This window comes from Streptococcus oralis subsp. oralis, assembly GCF_002096455.1.
Classification (GTDB): domain Bacteria; phylum Bacillota; class Bacilli; order Lactobacillales; family Streptococcaceae; genus Streptococcus; species Streptococcus oralis_CY.
This window is the reverse complement of the sequence record NZ_NCUL01000008.1, coordinates 56177-72399: the sequence shown is the minus strand read 5'-3', so window position 1 is coordinate 72399 and position 16223 is coordinate 56177. Positions and strand designations below refer to the sequence as shown.

The window sequence follows — 16223 nt, the reverse complement described above, 5'->3', positions numbered from 1 at the left end:
TAAGGATGGATTGATGAGTTAACGTACTTCTGCATTCACTTTTTCTTCCAGTGATGCTTGGATTTTTTCCATATAGCGTGCGACTTCTTCGTCCGTTAAGCTGTCTTCTGGATTTTGGAAGGTCAAGCTATAGGCCATTGACTTCATGCCAACTCCCAGTTTTTCGCCTGAGAAGACGTCAAAGAGTTTGATATCTGTCAATCGTTTCACGCCGGCAGCTCGGATAGCATCGACTACTTCTTGATGAGTGACTTCTGCCTTGAGGAGTAGTGCCACGTCACGACTGACTGCTGGGAATTTGGTGATTTCCACAAATGGAGCAGCTGGTTGAAGGGCAGCTTCGATGGCTGAAAGGTTGAGCTCAGCTACATACGTTTCTGGAATATCGTAGGCCTTGCCAGTGACTGGATGCACTTGGCCAAGGAAACCAAGAACTTGGTCGCCGAGTGAAATCACGGCTGTACGTCCTGGATGGAGACTTGCAATCTCAGCTGTTGCTGTATAAGTCACTTCTAGTCCCAAGCGAGTAAAGAGCGCTTCAAGGATTCCCTTAGCATAGAAGAAATCAACTGGAACTGCTGCCGTTTGGAAATCTTTTTCTGCAACCAAGCCGGTCAAGGCAAAGGCAAAACTGTTGATTTCGTTTGGAAGTTCTTCTTTTGGATTGCCTGTTTGTTCAAAGACTTTTCCAATCTCGTAAAGAGCCAAGTTTTTGTTCTTACGAGCCACGTTATAGGCTACCGTATCCAAAATACCTGAGACCATATTTTGACGGAGGACAGAACGGTCCACTGTCATTGGCCACATGAGTTCTGTAAGGTTACTTGGTTGAGCTGTGAACTCAACTGCTTTTTCAGGTGTTGTAAGAGCGTAGGTGATGATTTCTGTCAAACCGGCTCCTTCAGCGATCGTACGAACTTGACGGCGCAATTTTTGTGTCGCAGTCAATTCACCTGCTGTACCATCGTCTTTTGGAAGACTGGTTGGCAAACGGTCATATCCATAGATACGAGCGATTTCTTCAAAGAGATCTGCTTCGATAGTGATATCCCAACGACGACGTGGGACGCTGACTGTAAAGCTTTCTGCATTGCCAGAAAGGCCAAAGCCAAGACGACGGAAGACATCTTCCACATCAGCATAGGAAAGCTCCGTACCAAGGACGCGGTTAACGTCTGCAAGGGTTGAAGAAACTTCCACATCTGAAGTGTCAAGCTCCCCCGCTGAAACGATGCCCTTACGCACTGTCGCACCTGCAAGATCAGCAATCATGCTAGCCGCCGCATCAAGGGCTTCATTAACAGTTGCCACATTGATGCCTTTTTCAAAGCGAGAAGATGATTCCGAACGAAGGTTGAGGCGTCCGCTAGTCTTGCGGATAGATTTGCCATTGAAAACAGCCGCTTCTAACACAACTCGACTTGATTTTTCAGAGATTTCTGTAGCCTCTCCACCCATGACACCTGCAAGGGCTACTGGCTTGTCTGCGACAGTGATGACTAAGTCATTTACTTCCAAGTCACGTTCTTCACCGTCCAAGGTCACCAATTTTTCACCAGCACGCGCTTCACGCACACGGATGTCAGTCCCTTCAAAGGTATCCAAGTCAAAGGCATGCATCGGTTGACCAAAGTAAAGCAGGATGTAGTTGGTTACGTCAACTACGTTATTGATCGGACGAATGCCTTCGTTCATGAGGAGGTTTTGCAACCATTGTGGACTTGGTGCGATGGTCACATTGTCCAAGATACGGGCTGCATAGTAAGGCGCCTTATCTGTTTCAATGCCTACAGAGAGGGCCTCTGCTGCAGCTTCATTTGTTTCTGTTAAACTGAATTCTTTAAAGCTAACTGCCTTGTCATAGATGGCTGCCACTTCGTGCGCTACTCCACGCATAGATAGAGCGTCTGCACGGTTTGGCGTGATAGAAAGTTCGATGATTTCGTCATCCAAGTCTAGGTAAGAGAAAACTTCATCTCCAGGAATAGCATCTTCTGGCAAGATTTGGATTCCATCTGCGAATTCCTTCGGTACAACCGAGTCAGAAATTCCCAATTCACCAAGGGAACAAATCATTCCGAGAGACTCTAAACCACGGATTTTCCCTTTTTTGATCTTGTAATTGTCAGCGATACGAGCTCCTGGAAGAGCCACCATGACCTTGATACCAGCACGCACATTGGGAGCACCACAAACGATTTGACGGGCTTCTTCTTCGCCAACGTTAACCTGACAGACATGCAAGTGAGTTTCTGGCACATCTTCGCAAGACAAAACCTCACCGACGACAATTTTTGAGAGACCAGCAGCCGGTGATTCGACACCTTCGACCTCAATCCCTGTAGTTGACATTTTCTCAGCCAACTCTTGTGATGGCACATCAATGTCCACCAATTCTTTTAACCATTTATAAGATACAAGCATAATTCTGATTGTAAGATCCCACCAAGTAAGACCTTTTCAATTCCTTTCTTTTTCTTCGAGTCAGTCCTTACTATTCTCATCGAGAGAAAATGACTAGGACTGTGTAGGACTGTGTTTCAGGTTTCAATCTTATTTAAACTGTTCTGAGAAGCGGACATCTCCTTGATAGAATCCACGGATATCGTTAATTCCGTAACGGAGCATAGCGACACGCTCTTGTCCAAGACCAAAGGCAAAGCCAGAGTAAACAGTCGCATCGATACCACTCATTTCAAGGACACGTGGGTGAACCATACCGGCACCCATAATTTCGATCCAACCTGTTTTCTTACATACGTTACATCCTTCTCCACCACACTTGAAGCAGGAAACATCCACTTCAACAGATGGCTCTGTGAATGGGAAATAAGATGGACGCAGACGGATCTGACGCTCTTCACCGAACATCTTTTGGACAATCAACTGAAGGGTTCCTTGAAGGTCAGCCATAGAGATATTTTTCCCAACAACCAAGCCTTCGATTTGGTGGAACTGGTGACTGTGAGTCGCATCGTCCGTATCACGACGGAACACACGCCCCGGTGAGATCATCTTCAAAGGACCTTTTGAAAAATCATGAGCATCCATAGCACGCGCCTGGACTGGAGACGTGTGAGTACGGAGCAAGATTTCTTCTGTGATGTAGAAAGTGTCCTGCATATCACGGGCTGGGTGATCTTTCGGAAGGTTCATACGCTCAAAGTTATAGTAGTCTTGCTCCACTTCAAAACCATCCACGACTTGGTAACCCATACCGATGAAAATATCTTCGATTTCTTCACTGGTTTGTGTCAAAACGTGACGGTGACCAGTCGCAACTGGGCGACCTGGAAGCGTCACATCGATACTCTCGCTAGCTAGTTGAGCTGCGACTTTCTTTTCTTCCAAGAGCTTAGCTGTTTCTTCAAAGGCCGCTGTCAAGACATCACGCGCTTCATTGACGTGTTTCCCGATGATTGGACGCATCTCAGCAGAGACATCTTTCATCCCTTTGAGGATTTCAGTAAGCGACCCTTTTTTACCAAGGACAGAGACACGCAAGTCTTGCATCTCTTTTTCATTTTCAGCAGTAATTTGCTTCAAGCTAGCCAGCGTTTCTTCACGAAGCGCTTTTAATTGTTCTTCAATAGTTGACATAATTCCTCCATCAGTCTCTCGTAGATAAAAAGAAAACCACATGCCAAAAACTCCACTCGGAGCGTTGACACGCGGTACCATCCGTTTTCATCTGACAAGTCAGACCTTCATTTCTAAATCCATGCGCAAGTGAATTCACCCAACTTCCATATAGAGAGCTTGCAGTCACGGCTCTCCTCCCTGATATACTTCCCTTGAGTTACTAGTCTTGCGGATTCCTATTCAATTACTACTTAGTTTATCAGATTTTTACCATTCTTGCAAGACCTATCTCACTTCTGCTTGCCTTTAAATCGCCATTGGAAGCGAAGCTTGTCATAGAAAGGAAATTCGATAAACAAGACTCCCAAGCCCACACAGAGACTTGCAAGGACGTCTGATGGATAGTGAACTCCCAGATAGACCCTTGACACCAGTACACTGACTAGGTAGAACCCAAGAACGATTTGTACGATTTTTCTCCAGACTGGATTTTTAATTCGTTGACTGAGAATGACAATCAAAGTACCTACCATCAGTGTCACTGCAAGAGAATGCCCGCTTGGAAAAGAAAATCCGTTCTCCTCTACCAAGTGTAAAATAGCTGGCCGTGGGCGCTGGTAGATGTTTTTAAAGGTCACAATTAAGAGACCGGCTAAGGCTAGATTACCCGCCATGAAGTAGCTTTCTATCTTCCACTGCTTACGATAAAAGATAAAGGCTGCGATGGCAACCCAGGTAATGATTACTGGGATATCAATCAAATGCGTAAGCGCACGGAATAGAACTGTCAAATAATCTGGCAAGTCCCCACGAAGGGCAGTCTGAAGCGGTTGATCAAAACCGACCAGCGTTTCAGGATAGAACTTAACCATATAGCCAAGAAGGACGAAAAGTAAAAGGGCAAAACTGCCCTTCATTAAAAATGTTTGTTTATCTCTCATAATGTTTTAAGGTTGGTTTCAAGAGGACGTATAACAACCAGAATGAAACAGCAAAGATTAAACCTTCAATCAGGTTAAAAGGTAAAACCATGGTCATCAAGTAGTTAGAAAGTCCTATAATTTCTCTAATATCAAAGTTGGCAAACTGCGCGTATAAAGGAACCGCATAGACATAGTTGAGAACCAACATGGCAGAAGTCAATCCAATAGTTCCCGCTAGAGATGCTAGTAGGAAACGAAGGGTGCTACGTTCCTTTTTCCAAATCAAACCAAAGACGATAACAAAAACTCCCAAGGCCACGATATTCATTGGCAAGCCAATGTAAGTATTCACTCCCTGGCTATTGAGAAGCAACTTCAAGAGTGATCGCAACAAGAGAATCCCGAGAGCAGCTGGCAAATCCATGACCACCAAGCCCACAAGGACTGGCAAGATACTAAACTCGATCTTGAGGAAGGTCGCCGCTGGCAAGAGCGGAAAGTCAAAGTACATCAGCACAAATGAAATGGCTGATAAAATCGCAATGGTCGAAAGTCGACGTGTGTTTGTCATAACAGGTTCCTCCAATTTTCTATAAAATCAGAAGAAGTTGGAAAGGATCCCTCTATCTATTCTCACTTTTTATATCCCAAAAGTTCCCCCTCACTCTTTTGAGCAAGCGGTTGCAATTCATCTATAAACTCATCAGAACAGACAAAGCCATTCTTTCGTCTTCTCCCATCCAGACTATACTGTCGGTTGTGGAATCGCACCACATCAGCTTGCGCTCGCGGACTTCTTTAAGAGAATGGAAATTGAGATTTTTCTTTTAGACTAGGCGACAAGCTGTAGGCATAACTTCTGGTTAGGCAAAGCTTGTCAACAAAGTATAAAAGGAAAAGATCATTTCCTAGTTAAAGTCACCGCCGGTCGGGAATCTCACCCAGCCCTGAAGACCCCTTTATCATAACAAAAAACGCTTGCAAGTGCAAGCATTTTGATTATTTCAATTTATCTGCTTCATAGGTGTGAACAAGCTCAAGACCTGCAAAATTCTGCTGACGAAGCGCTTCATAGACAATCATGCAGACGGTATTGGAAACATTGAGACTGCGGACATGTTCATCATTCATAGGAATACGGAGAGCCTTTTCGGGATGCTCCCGCATAAAGTCCTCAGGCAAGCCCTTGTCTTCACGTCCAAAGAGAAAATAATGGTCCTCGTCCGTCGATAAATCTGCTTCAGAATAGACCTTTTCCGCAAATTTTGAAATCAGATAGAGTTTACCCTTCATCTGAGACATGAAATCTTCCAAACTGTCATAAAAATAAATCTCAAGCTTATCCCAGTAATCCAAACCAGCCCGCTTCATCTTGCGGTCATCAATCGGAAATCCCATCGGTTTGATAATATGGAGGGGAGAATTGGTCGCAGCGCAAGTACGCGCAATGTTACCTGTATTTTGTGGAATCTGAGGTTCAAATAATACAATGTGATTTGTCATGACTGGCTTCCTTTTATCATTGCAAAAAAATAGCCACACTGCCCGGAGTCAAGCTCAGCAAACAGCGTGGTTAAGGCATCGTTAACTTACCTCACAACAGGTTTGAAGTAAATCAGCGAAACTACTTCCTTAGTATAACACTTTCAGAATCATTGTCAATAGAAACGACTTGATTTTTTTACTTTTTTTGATGATACTTTCATGTTTGGTCATTCCCTTTCTGAAAAGGTATGGTAAAAGAACCAAATCACTTCAAATCGGAGACATCGTTATAGAAGTTAAACAAATGTAGCTTCAAAAACTTGAAAAAGGCCTTTCTTCCCCTAAAAATCGCCTTAGCAAGTGCATTTTTTGCTAAAAAAGGGTATGATAGTTACATCATGAAAAAGTAGGTTTTTATATGAAAATTGTCCTTGTTGGTGGAGGGAAAGTTGGTTTCGCCCTCTGTCGTTCACTGGTTGCAGAAAACCATGACGTTGTCCTCATCGAACAAGATGAGGCTGTCCTCAATCACATTGTCAGTCGCTTTGATATCATAGGTCTCCTTGGAAATGGTGCTGACTTTGCCATCTTGGAGCAAGCCGGTGTTCAAGAGTGTGATATCTTTATTGCTCTAACCGAATACGATGAAGTGAATATGATTTCAGCGGTACTTGCTAAAAAAATGGGGGCTAAAGAAACCATCGTTCGGGTGCGAAATCCTGAATACTCTAATGCCTATTTTAAAGAGAAAAATATTCTTGGATTTTCACTTATCGTTAACCCAGAACTCCTGGCAGCGCGTGCGATCTCAAATATCATTGATTTCCCTAATGCCCTCTCTGTCGAACGATTTGCTGGAGGTCGGGTCAGTCTCATGGAATTTGTTGTCAAGGACTCTAGCGGTCTTTGTCAAATGCCAATCTCAGACTTTCGTAAAAAATTTGGTAACATCATTGTCTGTGCTATGGAGAGGGATCATCAACTGATGATTCCAAGCGGTAATGTTATTATCCAAGACAAGGATAGGATTTTTGTTACGGGAAATCGTGTAGATATGATGCTTTTCCATAACTATTTTAAATCTCGTGCAGTGAAAAGCTTACTTATCGTTGGAGCTGGAAAGATCGCTTATTATCTGCTTGGCATTTTAAAAGACAGTCGCATTGATACCAAGGTCATCGAGATTAATCCTGAAAGAGCCCGTTTCTTTAGTGAAAAATTCCCAAATCTCTATATCGTTCAGGGAGATGGGACAGCCAAAGATATCTTACTAGAAGAAAGTGCTCCTCACTACGATGCAGTCGCAACCTTAACTGGAGTAGACGAAGAAAACATCATCACCTCCATGTTCCTTGATCGTGTTGGCGTCCAGAAAAACATCACCAAGGTCAACCGGACTAGCCTCCTAGAAATCATCCATGCACCTGATTTTTCAAGTATCATCACGCCAAAGATCATCGCAGTGGATACCATTATGCACTTTATCCGAGGACGGGTTAATGCCCAATACTCAGACCTTCAAGCCATGCACCATCTTGCAAACGGCCAGATTGAAACCCTACAATTCCATATCAAGGAAGCTAATAAAATGACAGCCAAGCCTCTTTCTCATCTGAAATTGAAGAAGGGTATTCTCATCGCAGCCATTATTCGAAAAGGAAAAACAATCTTCCCGACCGGAGAGGATACACTGGAGGTCGGAGACCAATTGCTGGTAACCACCTTACTACCAAATATCACCAAAATCTATGATTTGATTGAGAGGTAAGAAATGAATAAAAGTATGATTCGTTATCTCCTCTCCAAACTGCTCTTGATCGAGGCTGTTCTCCTCCTAGTTCCTGTCAGCGTAGCGACCTATTACCGAGAATCCAGCCAAGTATTTACAGCTCTTTTTACTACAATTGGAATTTTAGTCCTTCTCGGTGGGGTGGGAATCCTAAGAAAACCAAAGAATCAACGGATTTATGCCAAGGAGGGTGTCTTAATCGTTGCCCTCTGTTGGATTCTCTGGTCTTTCTTTGGTGGCTTACCCTTTGTCTTTTCAGGACAAATTCCTAGCATCATCGATGCATTTTTCGAGATCAGCTCTGGTTTTACAACGACTGGTGCTACTATCCTAACAGATGTTTCCGTTCTCAGTCGCTCTCTCCTCTTCTGGCGAAGTTTCACCCACTTGATAGGAGGGATGGGAGTGCTTGTTTTCGCACTTGCTATTATGGACAATGCTAAGAATAGTCACTTAGAGGTGATGAAAGCAGAAGTCCCTGGTCCTGTCTTTGGTAAGGTTGTATCCAAACTGAAAAATACTGCCCAGATCCTCTATCTCCTTTACCTCGGGCTCTTCTCCCTCTTTGTTGTCATCTACTATCTAGCCGGTATGCCCTTGTTTGATAGCTTTGTTATCGCTATGGGAACAGCGGGAACGGGGGGATTCACCGTTTACAACGATGGAATCGCCCACTACGGCAGTTCCCTAATTACCTATCTTGTCAGTTTTGGCGTTCTGGTTTTCGGTGTCAATTTTAACCTCTATTACTTCCTCATGCTCCGTCGGGTTAAGGCCTTCTTTGGAGATGAAGAACTACGAGCATATATCATCATTGTCCTAGTTTCTACCGGCTTGATTACGCTTAATACGCTCCACCTCTACCAAGGGGGTTCTAAAAGTGTTGAAATGGCCTTCTTTCAGGTTTCCAATATCATCACGACAACAGGTTTTGGATACGGAGATATTACCAACTGGCCCCTTTTCTCCCAGTTTATCCTCCTCTTCCTCATGGCAATCGGTGGATCAGCTGGCTCAACTGCAGGTGGTCTTAAGGTGATCAGAGGACTTATCCTCACAAAAATTGCTAAAAATCAAATTTTGTCCATCTTATCCCCTCACCGTGTCTTGACTCTCCACGTCAATAAAACTGTGATTGATAAGGATACCCAACACAAGATTCTTAAATATTTTGCTATCTATATGATGATTATTCTTTCTCTCATCTTTATCGTCAGTCTTGATAGCAATGATTTTCTAGTCGTGACCAGTGCTGTCTTCAGCTGTTTTAACAATATCGGACCTATTCTAGGTACAACCTCGAGTTTTGCCATCTTTAGTCCCATCTCTAAAATCCTCCTCTCCTTTGCAATGATTGCAGGTCGCTTAGAGATATACCCAATTTTGCTACTCTTTATGAAACGCACTTGGTCTAAACGCTAATTATAATACATTTCCCCTTTTACAAGCTAGTAGAAGGGGAATTTTTCTATTAAAAATGAGAAGACCTTTCGATCCTCTCCTAATTTGTTTATTCTTTAAGAGCTTTCTTGTAACGAGCAACTTCCGCTTGGTTAGCCCAAACATAGTGACCTGGACGAATTTCTACCATAGATGGCTTATCTGTCTCATAGTCATGTTGGTCAGGATCGTAAACTTTCAAGACCTTCTTGCGTTCCAAGATTGGATCTGGAATCGGTACAGCAGATAGAAGTGCTTGAGTGTATGGATGGACAGGATTGTTAAACAACTCCTCTGTCTCCGCCACTTCGACGATAACTCCCTTATAGATAACCGCGATACGATCTGAGATAAAGCGAACAACTGACAAATCATGCGCGATAAAGAGATAGGTCAAGCCCAACTCTTTTTGGAACTTCTTGAGCAAGTTCAAGACTTGCGCACGCACTGATACGTCCAAGGCTGAAATTGGCTCATCCGCAATAACGAAATCAGGTTCCATCACAAGGGCACGGGCAATCCCGATACGCTGACGTTGACCACCAGAAAACTCGTGTGGATAACGGGTCAAGTGTTCTTTCAAAAGTCCAACTTCATGAATCATCTTTTGAACTTTTTCTTTACGATCTTCTTCGTCTTTGAACAAGTGATAGTTGTAAAGACCTTCAGAGATGATATAGTCAACCGTCGCACGCTCATTCAAGCTGGCTGCAGGGTCCTGGAAAATCATCTGGATACGACGGATCAAGTCTGAGGATTCCTTATGAGATTTTTTTCCATTGATCTTATGACCATCAAAGATGATCTCACCTTTACTGGTATTATTTAGACCAATAATAGCACGACCAATCGTTGTTTTCCCACTACCAGACTCTCCTACAAGAGAGAAAGTTTCCCCCTTGTTGATAAAGAAGTTGGCGTTTTTAACCGCGACAAACTTCTTACTTCCTTCACCGAAGGAAATTTCTAAATCTTTAATTTCTACTAATTTTTCAGACATTTCCTTCCTCCTAGTCTTCTAGATGAGCAAAGCCCATTTTATCACGAATTTTGTCATGCAAATCTGCGATGACCCCAGGTTTTTCAACTTTAGGAGCATTCTCATGAAGCAACCAAGTCTTAGCCCAGTGAGTATCAGTGACTGAAAACTGAGGTGCTTTCTGTTCAAAGTCAATTTGCATCGCATAATCTGAACGAAGGGCAAAGGCATCACCTTTCAACTCAGTATAAAGAGACGGTGGTGTTCCTGGGATAGAGTACAATTCCCCTTTATCATCAGCAAGCTGAGGCAAGCTAGACAAGAGACTCCAAGTATATGGATGACGTGGGTCGTAGAAAACTTCCTCAACAGTTCCATATTCTACAATTTCTCCAGCATACATAACCGCTACCTTATCGGCAATACTTGCTACCACACCAAGGTCATGGGTGATAAAGATAATGGTAAAGTGGTACTCGTTCTGTAAAGTTTTAAGCAAATCAATGATTTGTGCTTGAATGGTTACATCAAGAGCCGTTGTTGGCTCGTCACAGATCAAGATATCTGGACGACAGGCAAGGGCAATCGCAATAACGATACGTTGGCGCATCCCTCCAGAATATTGGAAAGGATACTCTTCAAAACGTTTTTCAGCATCTGGGATTCCGACCTTGTTCATATAGTCGATTGCCATCTCTTTGGCTTCCTTAGCTGTTTTCCCTTGGTGTTTAACGATCACTTCAGTAATTTGACTACCGATTGTATTGATTGGGTCCAAACTTGTCATAGGATCTTGGAAGATGGTCGCAATTTTAGCACCACGAATCTTCTCCCATTCCTTGTTAGAAGTAAGAGCGGTCAAGTCTTGTCCACGATAGTCGATGCTTCCTTGAGCAATACGTCCATTGTCTTCCAACATCCCTGTAAAGGTTTTTGTTAAAACAGATTTACCAGAACCGGACTCACCTACCAAGGCAAGAACTTCTCCTTCGATCAGGTCCAGAGAAACTCCTCGGATAGCCGTCAGAACTTTGTCACGAACGTCAAATTCCACGACAATATCACGAGCAGTCAAAATTACATTTTTTCCTTTTATCATGTCTACTCCTATCTATGTGTACGTGGATCACTAGCATCCGCTAGATTTTGACCAACAACGAAAAGAGATAGGGATACCAAGATCAAGGTTGTCAACGGAATCCAGAATAAGTAAGCGTTGGTCGTAACGTTTTGTGAGTAATCTGAGATCAAACGTCCCAAACTTGGCACTGTTACAGGCAATCCCAATCCAAAGAAGGAAAGGAAGGCTTCATAAGAGATGAAGCTTGGCAACATCAAGGTCATTGTAGAAACAATAACAGATACCAATTGTGGCATGATGTTTTTAACAATGATTTTAAAGGTTGGTGTTCCAAGTGTTTGAGAAGCAAGGTTGTATTCCAAGTCACGGTAACGCATGATTTGGATACGAATCATATAAGCAATCCCAATCCAAGTTGTCACACTCATTGCAAAAATCAAATTCCAGAAACCAGCACCGATTGAGTAAGTCAAGACAATGACAATCAAGAGAGATGGAATGTTTGAAATAATGTTATAAACTTCCATCATGACACGGTCAACGGATTTTGAAATTCCCCAAATTCCACCAACAATAACCCCAATTACAAGGTTGATAAAAGTTGCAATTACAGAGATGAGGATAGAGTTACGCGCACCAAACCAAACCCCGTCAAACAAGGATTTACCATTGCTATCTGTACCAAACCAATGTTCAGCATTGGGCTTGATAAAACGAGCAGAGAAGTCATTGACCTTACTTACATCGTTGAAGTCAAAATCTGAGAACATTGGGTAAATAAAGCTCATCAAGATAATAGCAACCAAAATTCCTAGCATAAAGACGGTTGATTTTTTCTTTAGAAATTGTCTAAATACAGAACCCCAGTATGAATAGGCAGGAGCATCAATTGTTTCAGAGGCAAAATCGTCACGTTTTACGAACTGAAATTTTTCTTTATCGATTGTTGACATTATTTGCCTCCTTTCTCTGTCAATTTAATACGTGGGTCAAGCATGGTCATCCAGATATCACCTACAAAGAGTGAGAAGATAGAAATACATGTGAAGATGAAGACAAGACCAACTACCATTGAGTTGTTTGATGCCTTAACAGAGTCAATCAACATTTTACCCATACCTGGGAAAGCGAAGACCGTTTCTGTCAATGTTGCACCACCGATAACTCCGATTACGGCACCAGGAATACCTGAAACCAAAGGAACCATGGCATTTTTAAAGATGTGTTTATTTGAAATTTCTTTTTCAGACAAACCTTTTGCACGCGCAAAACGAACGAAGTCCTGAGATTGCAAGTCGATCATGTAACGACGAATCCAGATAGCTGTACTTGGTGCACCCAACAAACCTAGAATAACTGCTGGCAAGACATAAGAACGCCAATCTCCAGCCCCCAAGATAGGGAATGAATCAGGCAGACCAATAGATGATCCAATCAAACGCACGATGTAAACCAAGGCAATCGTTGGAAGAGCAAGCAAGAAGGTTAGAGCACCTGTCGAGAAGCTATCAATCCAAGTATTCTTGTGGCGAGCCATAGCAGATCCAAGTGGAATCGCAATCGCATAAGAAATAATCAAACCAATCAAACCAGCAACCGCTGAGCTTGCAATCATTGATGGGTATTGGTAATTGCTTTCTGTAGCTGTATATGGATCATCCTTACCATAGTTGGCTACCTCACGCGCATCTGCTTGACTTGGAGATTTGTAGGTACGAGAGTAGATATCTACAGATGAAGTCTTTTTACCTGTAGGGAATTGAACTTCTGATGTCTTAGTTTGTCCCTGACCTTGTGTGATAACTTGAAGCACTGGTGTGTTTGCATAAGTTGGGTAAGAGTCACCCAAGTTAATGTTCACAAAGTTTTGGTGTACAAATGGAAATTGATTGTTGAAATACAAAAGGTATTTATGTTTTGTACCTGAGCCAACCAATGACCAACCGATAGCAGGGTCATTTTCAAAACGAAGATAGCGTTCCAAGTTTGGATTTTCAGGGTCCTGGATCTTGTTTGGATGATCAATATCAATCAAGTTGGCATAGAATTTGAAAACACGTTCAAAAATTGGAATTTCACGCGTAGCATAGAATTGACCACTTTCTGAGAACACACCGAGTGTCCAACCATTTCCTAGTTGGTTGATGTATTTTTCGTAGATTGCCTTATTGGTATCATTGGCATCCACTGTTACAGACGAATCCATCGTGCTCGCTCTTTCTTGCAACTCTTTGGTATCGTAGTACTCGATATAGCCCATCCGTTCATAAACGGTATTTTCATAATTATCCCGCTTGTCCGGCGTCGTTGCAATCTTGTTATAGTTGGTATCCTGCTTGAAAATCAATTTTCGAGGAACCATCGTATAGATAATTGTGTAGGTCAAGGTTGTCACCAAGAAAATAGACAACAATGAACGCAATACACGCATAAAAATATATTTCTTCATATCGTTTCCTTTTAAAATCCCAAAAGAACCTTCTCCTCATGGAGAGAAAGTTCTCTTGAGAGTTATTTATTTAACGTGATTAGCCAATTCTTTTTGAACTTTTTCGTTTGATTCTTTTTTCTCTTTGAGCCATTTTTCACGAGCTTGTTCATAGTCAGCTTTGGTTACAACCTTGTCTTGTAACTGAATATACTTGAAGTATACGTCTGAGCCCTTATCTCCAGACTGGCTGTATGATGCTGTGAATGGTACAACACGAGAAATGAATGGTGCAGCACCACTTGATGACATAGCTGGCAAGAAGAGGGAGCTGTCTGTCAACCAAGCTTGAGCAGCCGCATATTTTTCATAACGCACATTCAAGTCATTGGTTTCTTTTGCAGCTTCATCAACTAACTTATCGTATTCCTTCAAACCAACTTGGGCAGCTGCTGCATTTGCTGGATCATCATAACCCATGTAAGTTTTTGTTTGTTCGCTGTTAGTTGTTTTCAAGATATCAAGGTAAGTTGATGGATCTTCATAGTCTGGGCTCCATCCAACTGCTCCTGAGAGATCCCAATCTTCTGCTGCAGCGTTTGCGGCATAGTATGTGATATTGTGCAACTCATCTTTAGAAATTTGTTGAATATCAATGACTACGTTTCCTTCACCAAGTACTGTTTCAACGGATTGTTTGAAGGATTGAATACGAGCAATAAGACCCTTATTTGTTTGGTCAACTGGAATATCCAAGTGGATAGGGAATTTCACACCTTCTGCTTCCAAAGCAGTCTTAGCTTTGGCAAATTCAGCTTTGGCTTTATCGGCGTTGAAGAGTCCATCTTGACCATCCGCAAAGTTAACATTCTTCCACTCATCACCGTAAGCAGCCATCTTTTCAGTTACCAAGTCACCGAAAGTTTTTTCACCTGCAGAGACAAAACCTGGTTTCACAAAGAGGTTACGAACTGCAAGAGGAGCACCTTCTTTACCATTAATTTGTGCTGAGTAAGAAGTACGCTCAAAGGCGAAGTTCAAAGCCTGACGGAAGTCCTTGTTAAGAAGGGCTTTCTTGGTAGAAGTCTTCTCTTCATCAGTTGTTTTAGAAGTGTATTTGTAACCTTGACGGTCAATATTCACACCCAAACCAGCAATACCAGGTCCTGATGGAGTGTAGTAGATATTGTCTTTGTATGTTTCTTCTACCTTAGAGTAGTTTGAACTTGTTGGGAAGAGACGAGCATAGCTATAGGCTCCACTTGTAAAGTTACGTTCAATTGACTCTTGGTCTGATCCATCATAGAAAGCAAGGGTTACTTTATCAATGTGAACATTATCTTTGTCCCAGTAATTTTCATTCTTAGCGAATTCAATAGAAGATTTAGCAGTCAAACCTTTCAGTAAGAACGGACCATTGTAAAGCAATGATGTAGGGTCAGTTGCTTTGGCAAAGTCAGCCCCTTTTGATTTTTCAAAATCTTCGTTCAATGGCCAGAAGATTGAGTAGGCTAGCTTAGAGTTCCAGTATGGTTCTGGTTTGTTCAAAGTGTATTCAAGGGTATAATCATCAACTGCTTTTACACCGACTGAAGCAAAATCTTTATTGTTTCCAGCTTTATAGTCAGCTAGACCTTTAACTGAATCTTCTGCTAGATAAAGTGCTTCAGACTTGTTATCAGTTGCGTGTTTCAAGCCATTTACAAAGTCTTTAGCTGTCACTTCAGCATACTCTTCGCCATCTGATGTCATCCATTTGACACCCTTACGAATCTTGTAGGTATAAGTCAAACCATCTTTTGAAACTGACCAGTCTTCTGCAACTGCAGGGACTAGGTTCCCATACTTGTCGTTTGTGAAAAGACCATCGATACCATTTGAAGTGGCAACCTTAGTACTTTGTTTCCCTGAAATGAGGTAATCCAAAGTTTCTGGGTCAGCTGAATAAATATAGCCATAATTTTTTGGCGCTGTAGAATCAGATGATTTTGAAGAACCACAAGCAGCTAAAACGCCAGTTGCTAATAGGGCAATTCCTGCTGCGACAAATACTCTACTTTTTTTCATATTGTTAACTCCTCTTTGAAAAATTTAGGCTTATTGGAAATTATAACATATATCTTTTAAAAAGTAAACGAATTTTCAGAATATTTAGGCGCATTTCTTCAAAAAACTTCTATTTGTCAAAATTCTTGCATTCTTTGTTTGTTTCTGCAAGAAATACTTTCTAGTCCGACCCTCTTTAGAACGGGATTTTTAAAAGCTTTTTCTCACTTCTTCGATCATCATCTGTTTTCTTAAATTGGATTTTAGAATAAGAAACTATTGACGGGAAATGATTTTCAAGGTATAATAATAAACGTTGAGGCGGTATAGCCAAGTGGTAAGGCACGGCTCTGCAAAAGCTTGATCGTCGGTTCAAATCCGTCTACCGCCTTATATATACTATTTTATAGTGATTTATCCGAAAATAAAGCCCGATTTTACGGGCTTTTTTATTTTTTTCTTCATATAAA

12 protein-coding genes, 1 tRNA gene and 1 riboswitch are annotated in these 16223 nt (G+C 42.0%); of the genes, 3 read left to right on the top strand and 10 right to left on the bottom strand.

From position 1 onward, the window contains the following. Window positions 1-18: 18 nt before the first annotated feature. The 5 genes from pheT to B7720_RS04910 all read right to left on the bottom strand — a co-directional run bounded on the left by pheT (window position 19) and on the right by B7720_RS04910 (window position 6008). A complete protein-coding gene (gene pheT / locus B7720_RS04930; protein ID WP_084856797.1) occupies window positions 19-2424 on the bottom strand; it encodes a phenylalanine--tRNA ligase subunit beta in 2406 nt (801 codons plus the stop codon). 129 nt (window positions 2425-2553) lie between these two features. Further along, window positions 2554-3600 (bottom strand): phenylalanine--tRNA ligase subunit alpha, encoded by a 1047-nt coding sequence (gene pheS, locus B7720_RS04925; RefSeq protein WP_000103743.1) that lies wholly within the window; start codon window positions 3598-3600, stop codon window positions 2554-2556. A gap of 272 nt (window positions 3601-3872) precedes the next feature. Beyond that, window positions 3873-4523: a phosphatase PAP2 family protein gene (locus B7720_RS04920; protein ID WP_084856795.1), complete on the bottom strand. Its 651-nt coding sequence runs from the start codon at window positions 4521-4523 to the stop codon at window positions 3873-3875. Then, the gene (locus B7720_RS04915) at window positions 4513-5076 is read right to left on the bottom strand and encodes an ECF transporter S component (protein ID WP_049519742.1); all 564 of its coding nucleotides are present in this window, start codon (window positions 5074-5076) and stop codon (window positions 4513-4515) included. Before B7720_RS04915 ends, B7720_RS04920 begins: the two co-directional genes overlap by 11 nt. A gap of 153 nt (window positions 5077-5229) precedes the next feature. Further along, window positions 5230-5464: riboswitch (FMN riboswitch) on the bottom strand. 40 nt (window positions 5465-5504) lie between these two features. Continuing rightward, entirely contained in the window at window positions 5505-6008 is a 504-nt protein-coding gene (locus tag B7720_RS04910; RefSeq protein ID WP_033629317.1) for a tRNA (cytidine(34)-2'-O)-methyltransferase, read from the bottom strand. 400 nt (window positions 6009-6408) lie between these two features. On the opposite strand from B7720_RS04910, the gene trkA reads away from it, so the two are divergent. Both trkA and B7720_RS04895 read left to right on the top strand, forming a co-directional pair. Next, window positions 6409-7758 carry a Trk system potassium transporter TrkA gene (gene trkA / locus B7720_RS04900; protein WP_084856792.1) on the top strand — a complete coding sequence of 450 codons (1350 nt, stop codon included), beginning with the start codon at window positions 6409-6411 and terminating at the stop codon, window positions 7756-7758. Window positions 7759-7761: 3 nt separating this feature from the next. Then, window positions 7762-9201, top strand: a complete 1440-nt coding sequence (locus tag B7720_RS04895; RefSeq protein WP_084856789.1) for a TrkH family potassium uptake protein — start codon at window positions 7762-7764, stop codon at window positions 9199-9201. An 88-nt stretch (window positions 9202-9289) separates the two neighbouring features. On the opposite strand, the gene B7720_RS04890 is transcribed toward B7720_RS04895, so the two are convergent. The 5 genes from B7720_RS04890 to B7720_RS04870 all read right to left on the bottom strand — a co-directional run bounded on the left by B7720_RS04890 (window position 9290) and on the right by B7720_RS04870 (window position 15774). Next, window positions 9290-10219, bottom strand: coding sequence for an ATP-binding cassette domain-containing protein (locus B7720_RS04890; RefSeq protein ID WP_049519746.1), 930 nt, complete (start codon window positions 10217-10219; stop codon window positions 9290-9292). 10 nt (window positions 10220-10229) lie between these two features. Further along, the gene (locus B7720_RS04885) at window positions 10230-11297 is read right to left on the bottom strand and encodes an ABC transporter ATP-binding protein (RefSeq protein WP_049519748.1); all 1068 of its coding nucleotides are present in this window, start codon (window positions 11295-11297) and stop codon (window positions 10230-10232) included. Window positions 11298-11305: 8 nt separating this feature from the next. After that, a complete protein-coding gene (gene oppC, locus B7720_RS04880; RefSeq protein WP_000103692.1) occupies window positions 11306-12232 on the bottom strand; it encodes an oligopeptide ABC transporter permease OppC in 927 nt (308 codons plus the stop codon). Then, the gene (locus B7720_RS04875) at window positions 12232-13728 is read right to left on the bottom strand and encodes an ABC transporter permease (RefSeq protein WP_049520606.1); all 1497 of its coding nucleotides are present in this window, start codon (window positions 13726-13728) and stop codon (window positions 12232-12234) included. Before B7720_RS04875 ends, oppC begins: the two co-directional genes overlap by 1 nt. Before the next feature lie 66 nt (window positions 13729-13794). Then, window positions 13795-15774: a peptide ABC transporter substrate-binding protein gene (locus tag B7720_RS04870; protein ID WP_076984802.1), complete on the bottom strand. Its 1980-nt coding sequence runs from the start codon at window positions 15772-15774 to the stop codon at window positions 13795-13797. Between the two features lie 299 nt (window positions 15775-16073). Between B7720_RS04870 and B7720_RS04865 the strand changes: the two genes are divergently transcribed. Beyond that, window positions 16074-16144, top strand: a tRNA-Cys gene (locus B7720_RS04865). The last annotated feature ends 79 nt before the right edge of the window (window positions 16145-16223 follow it).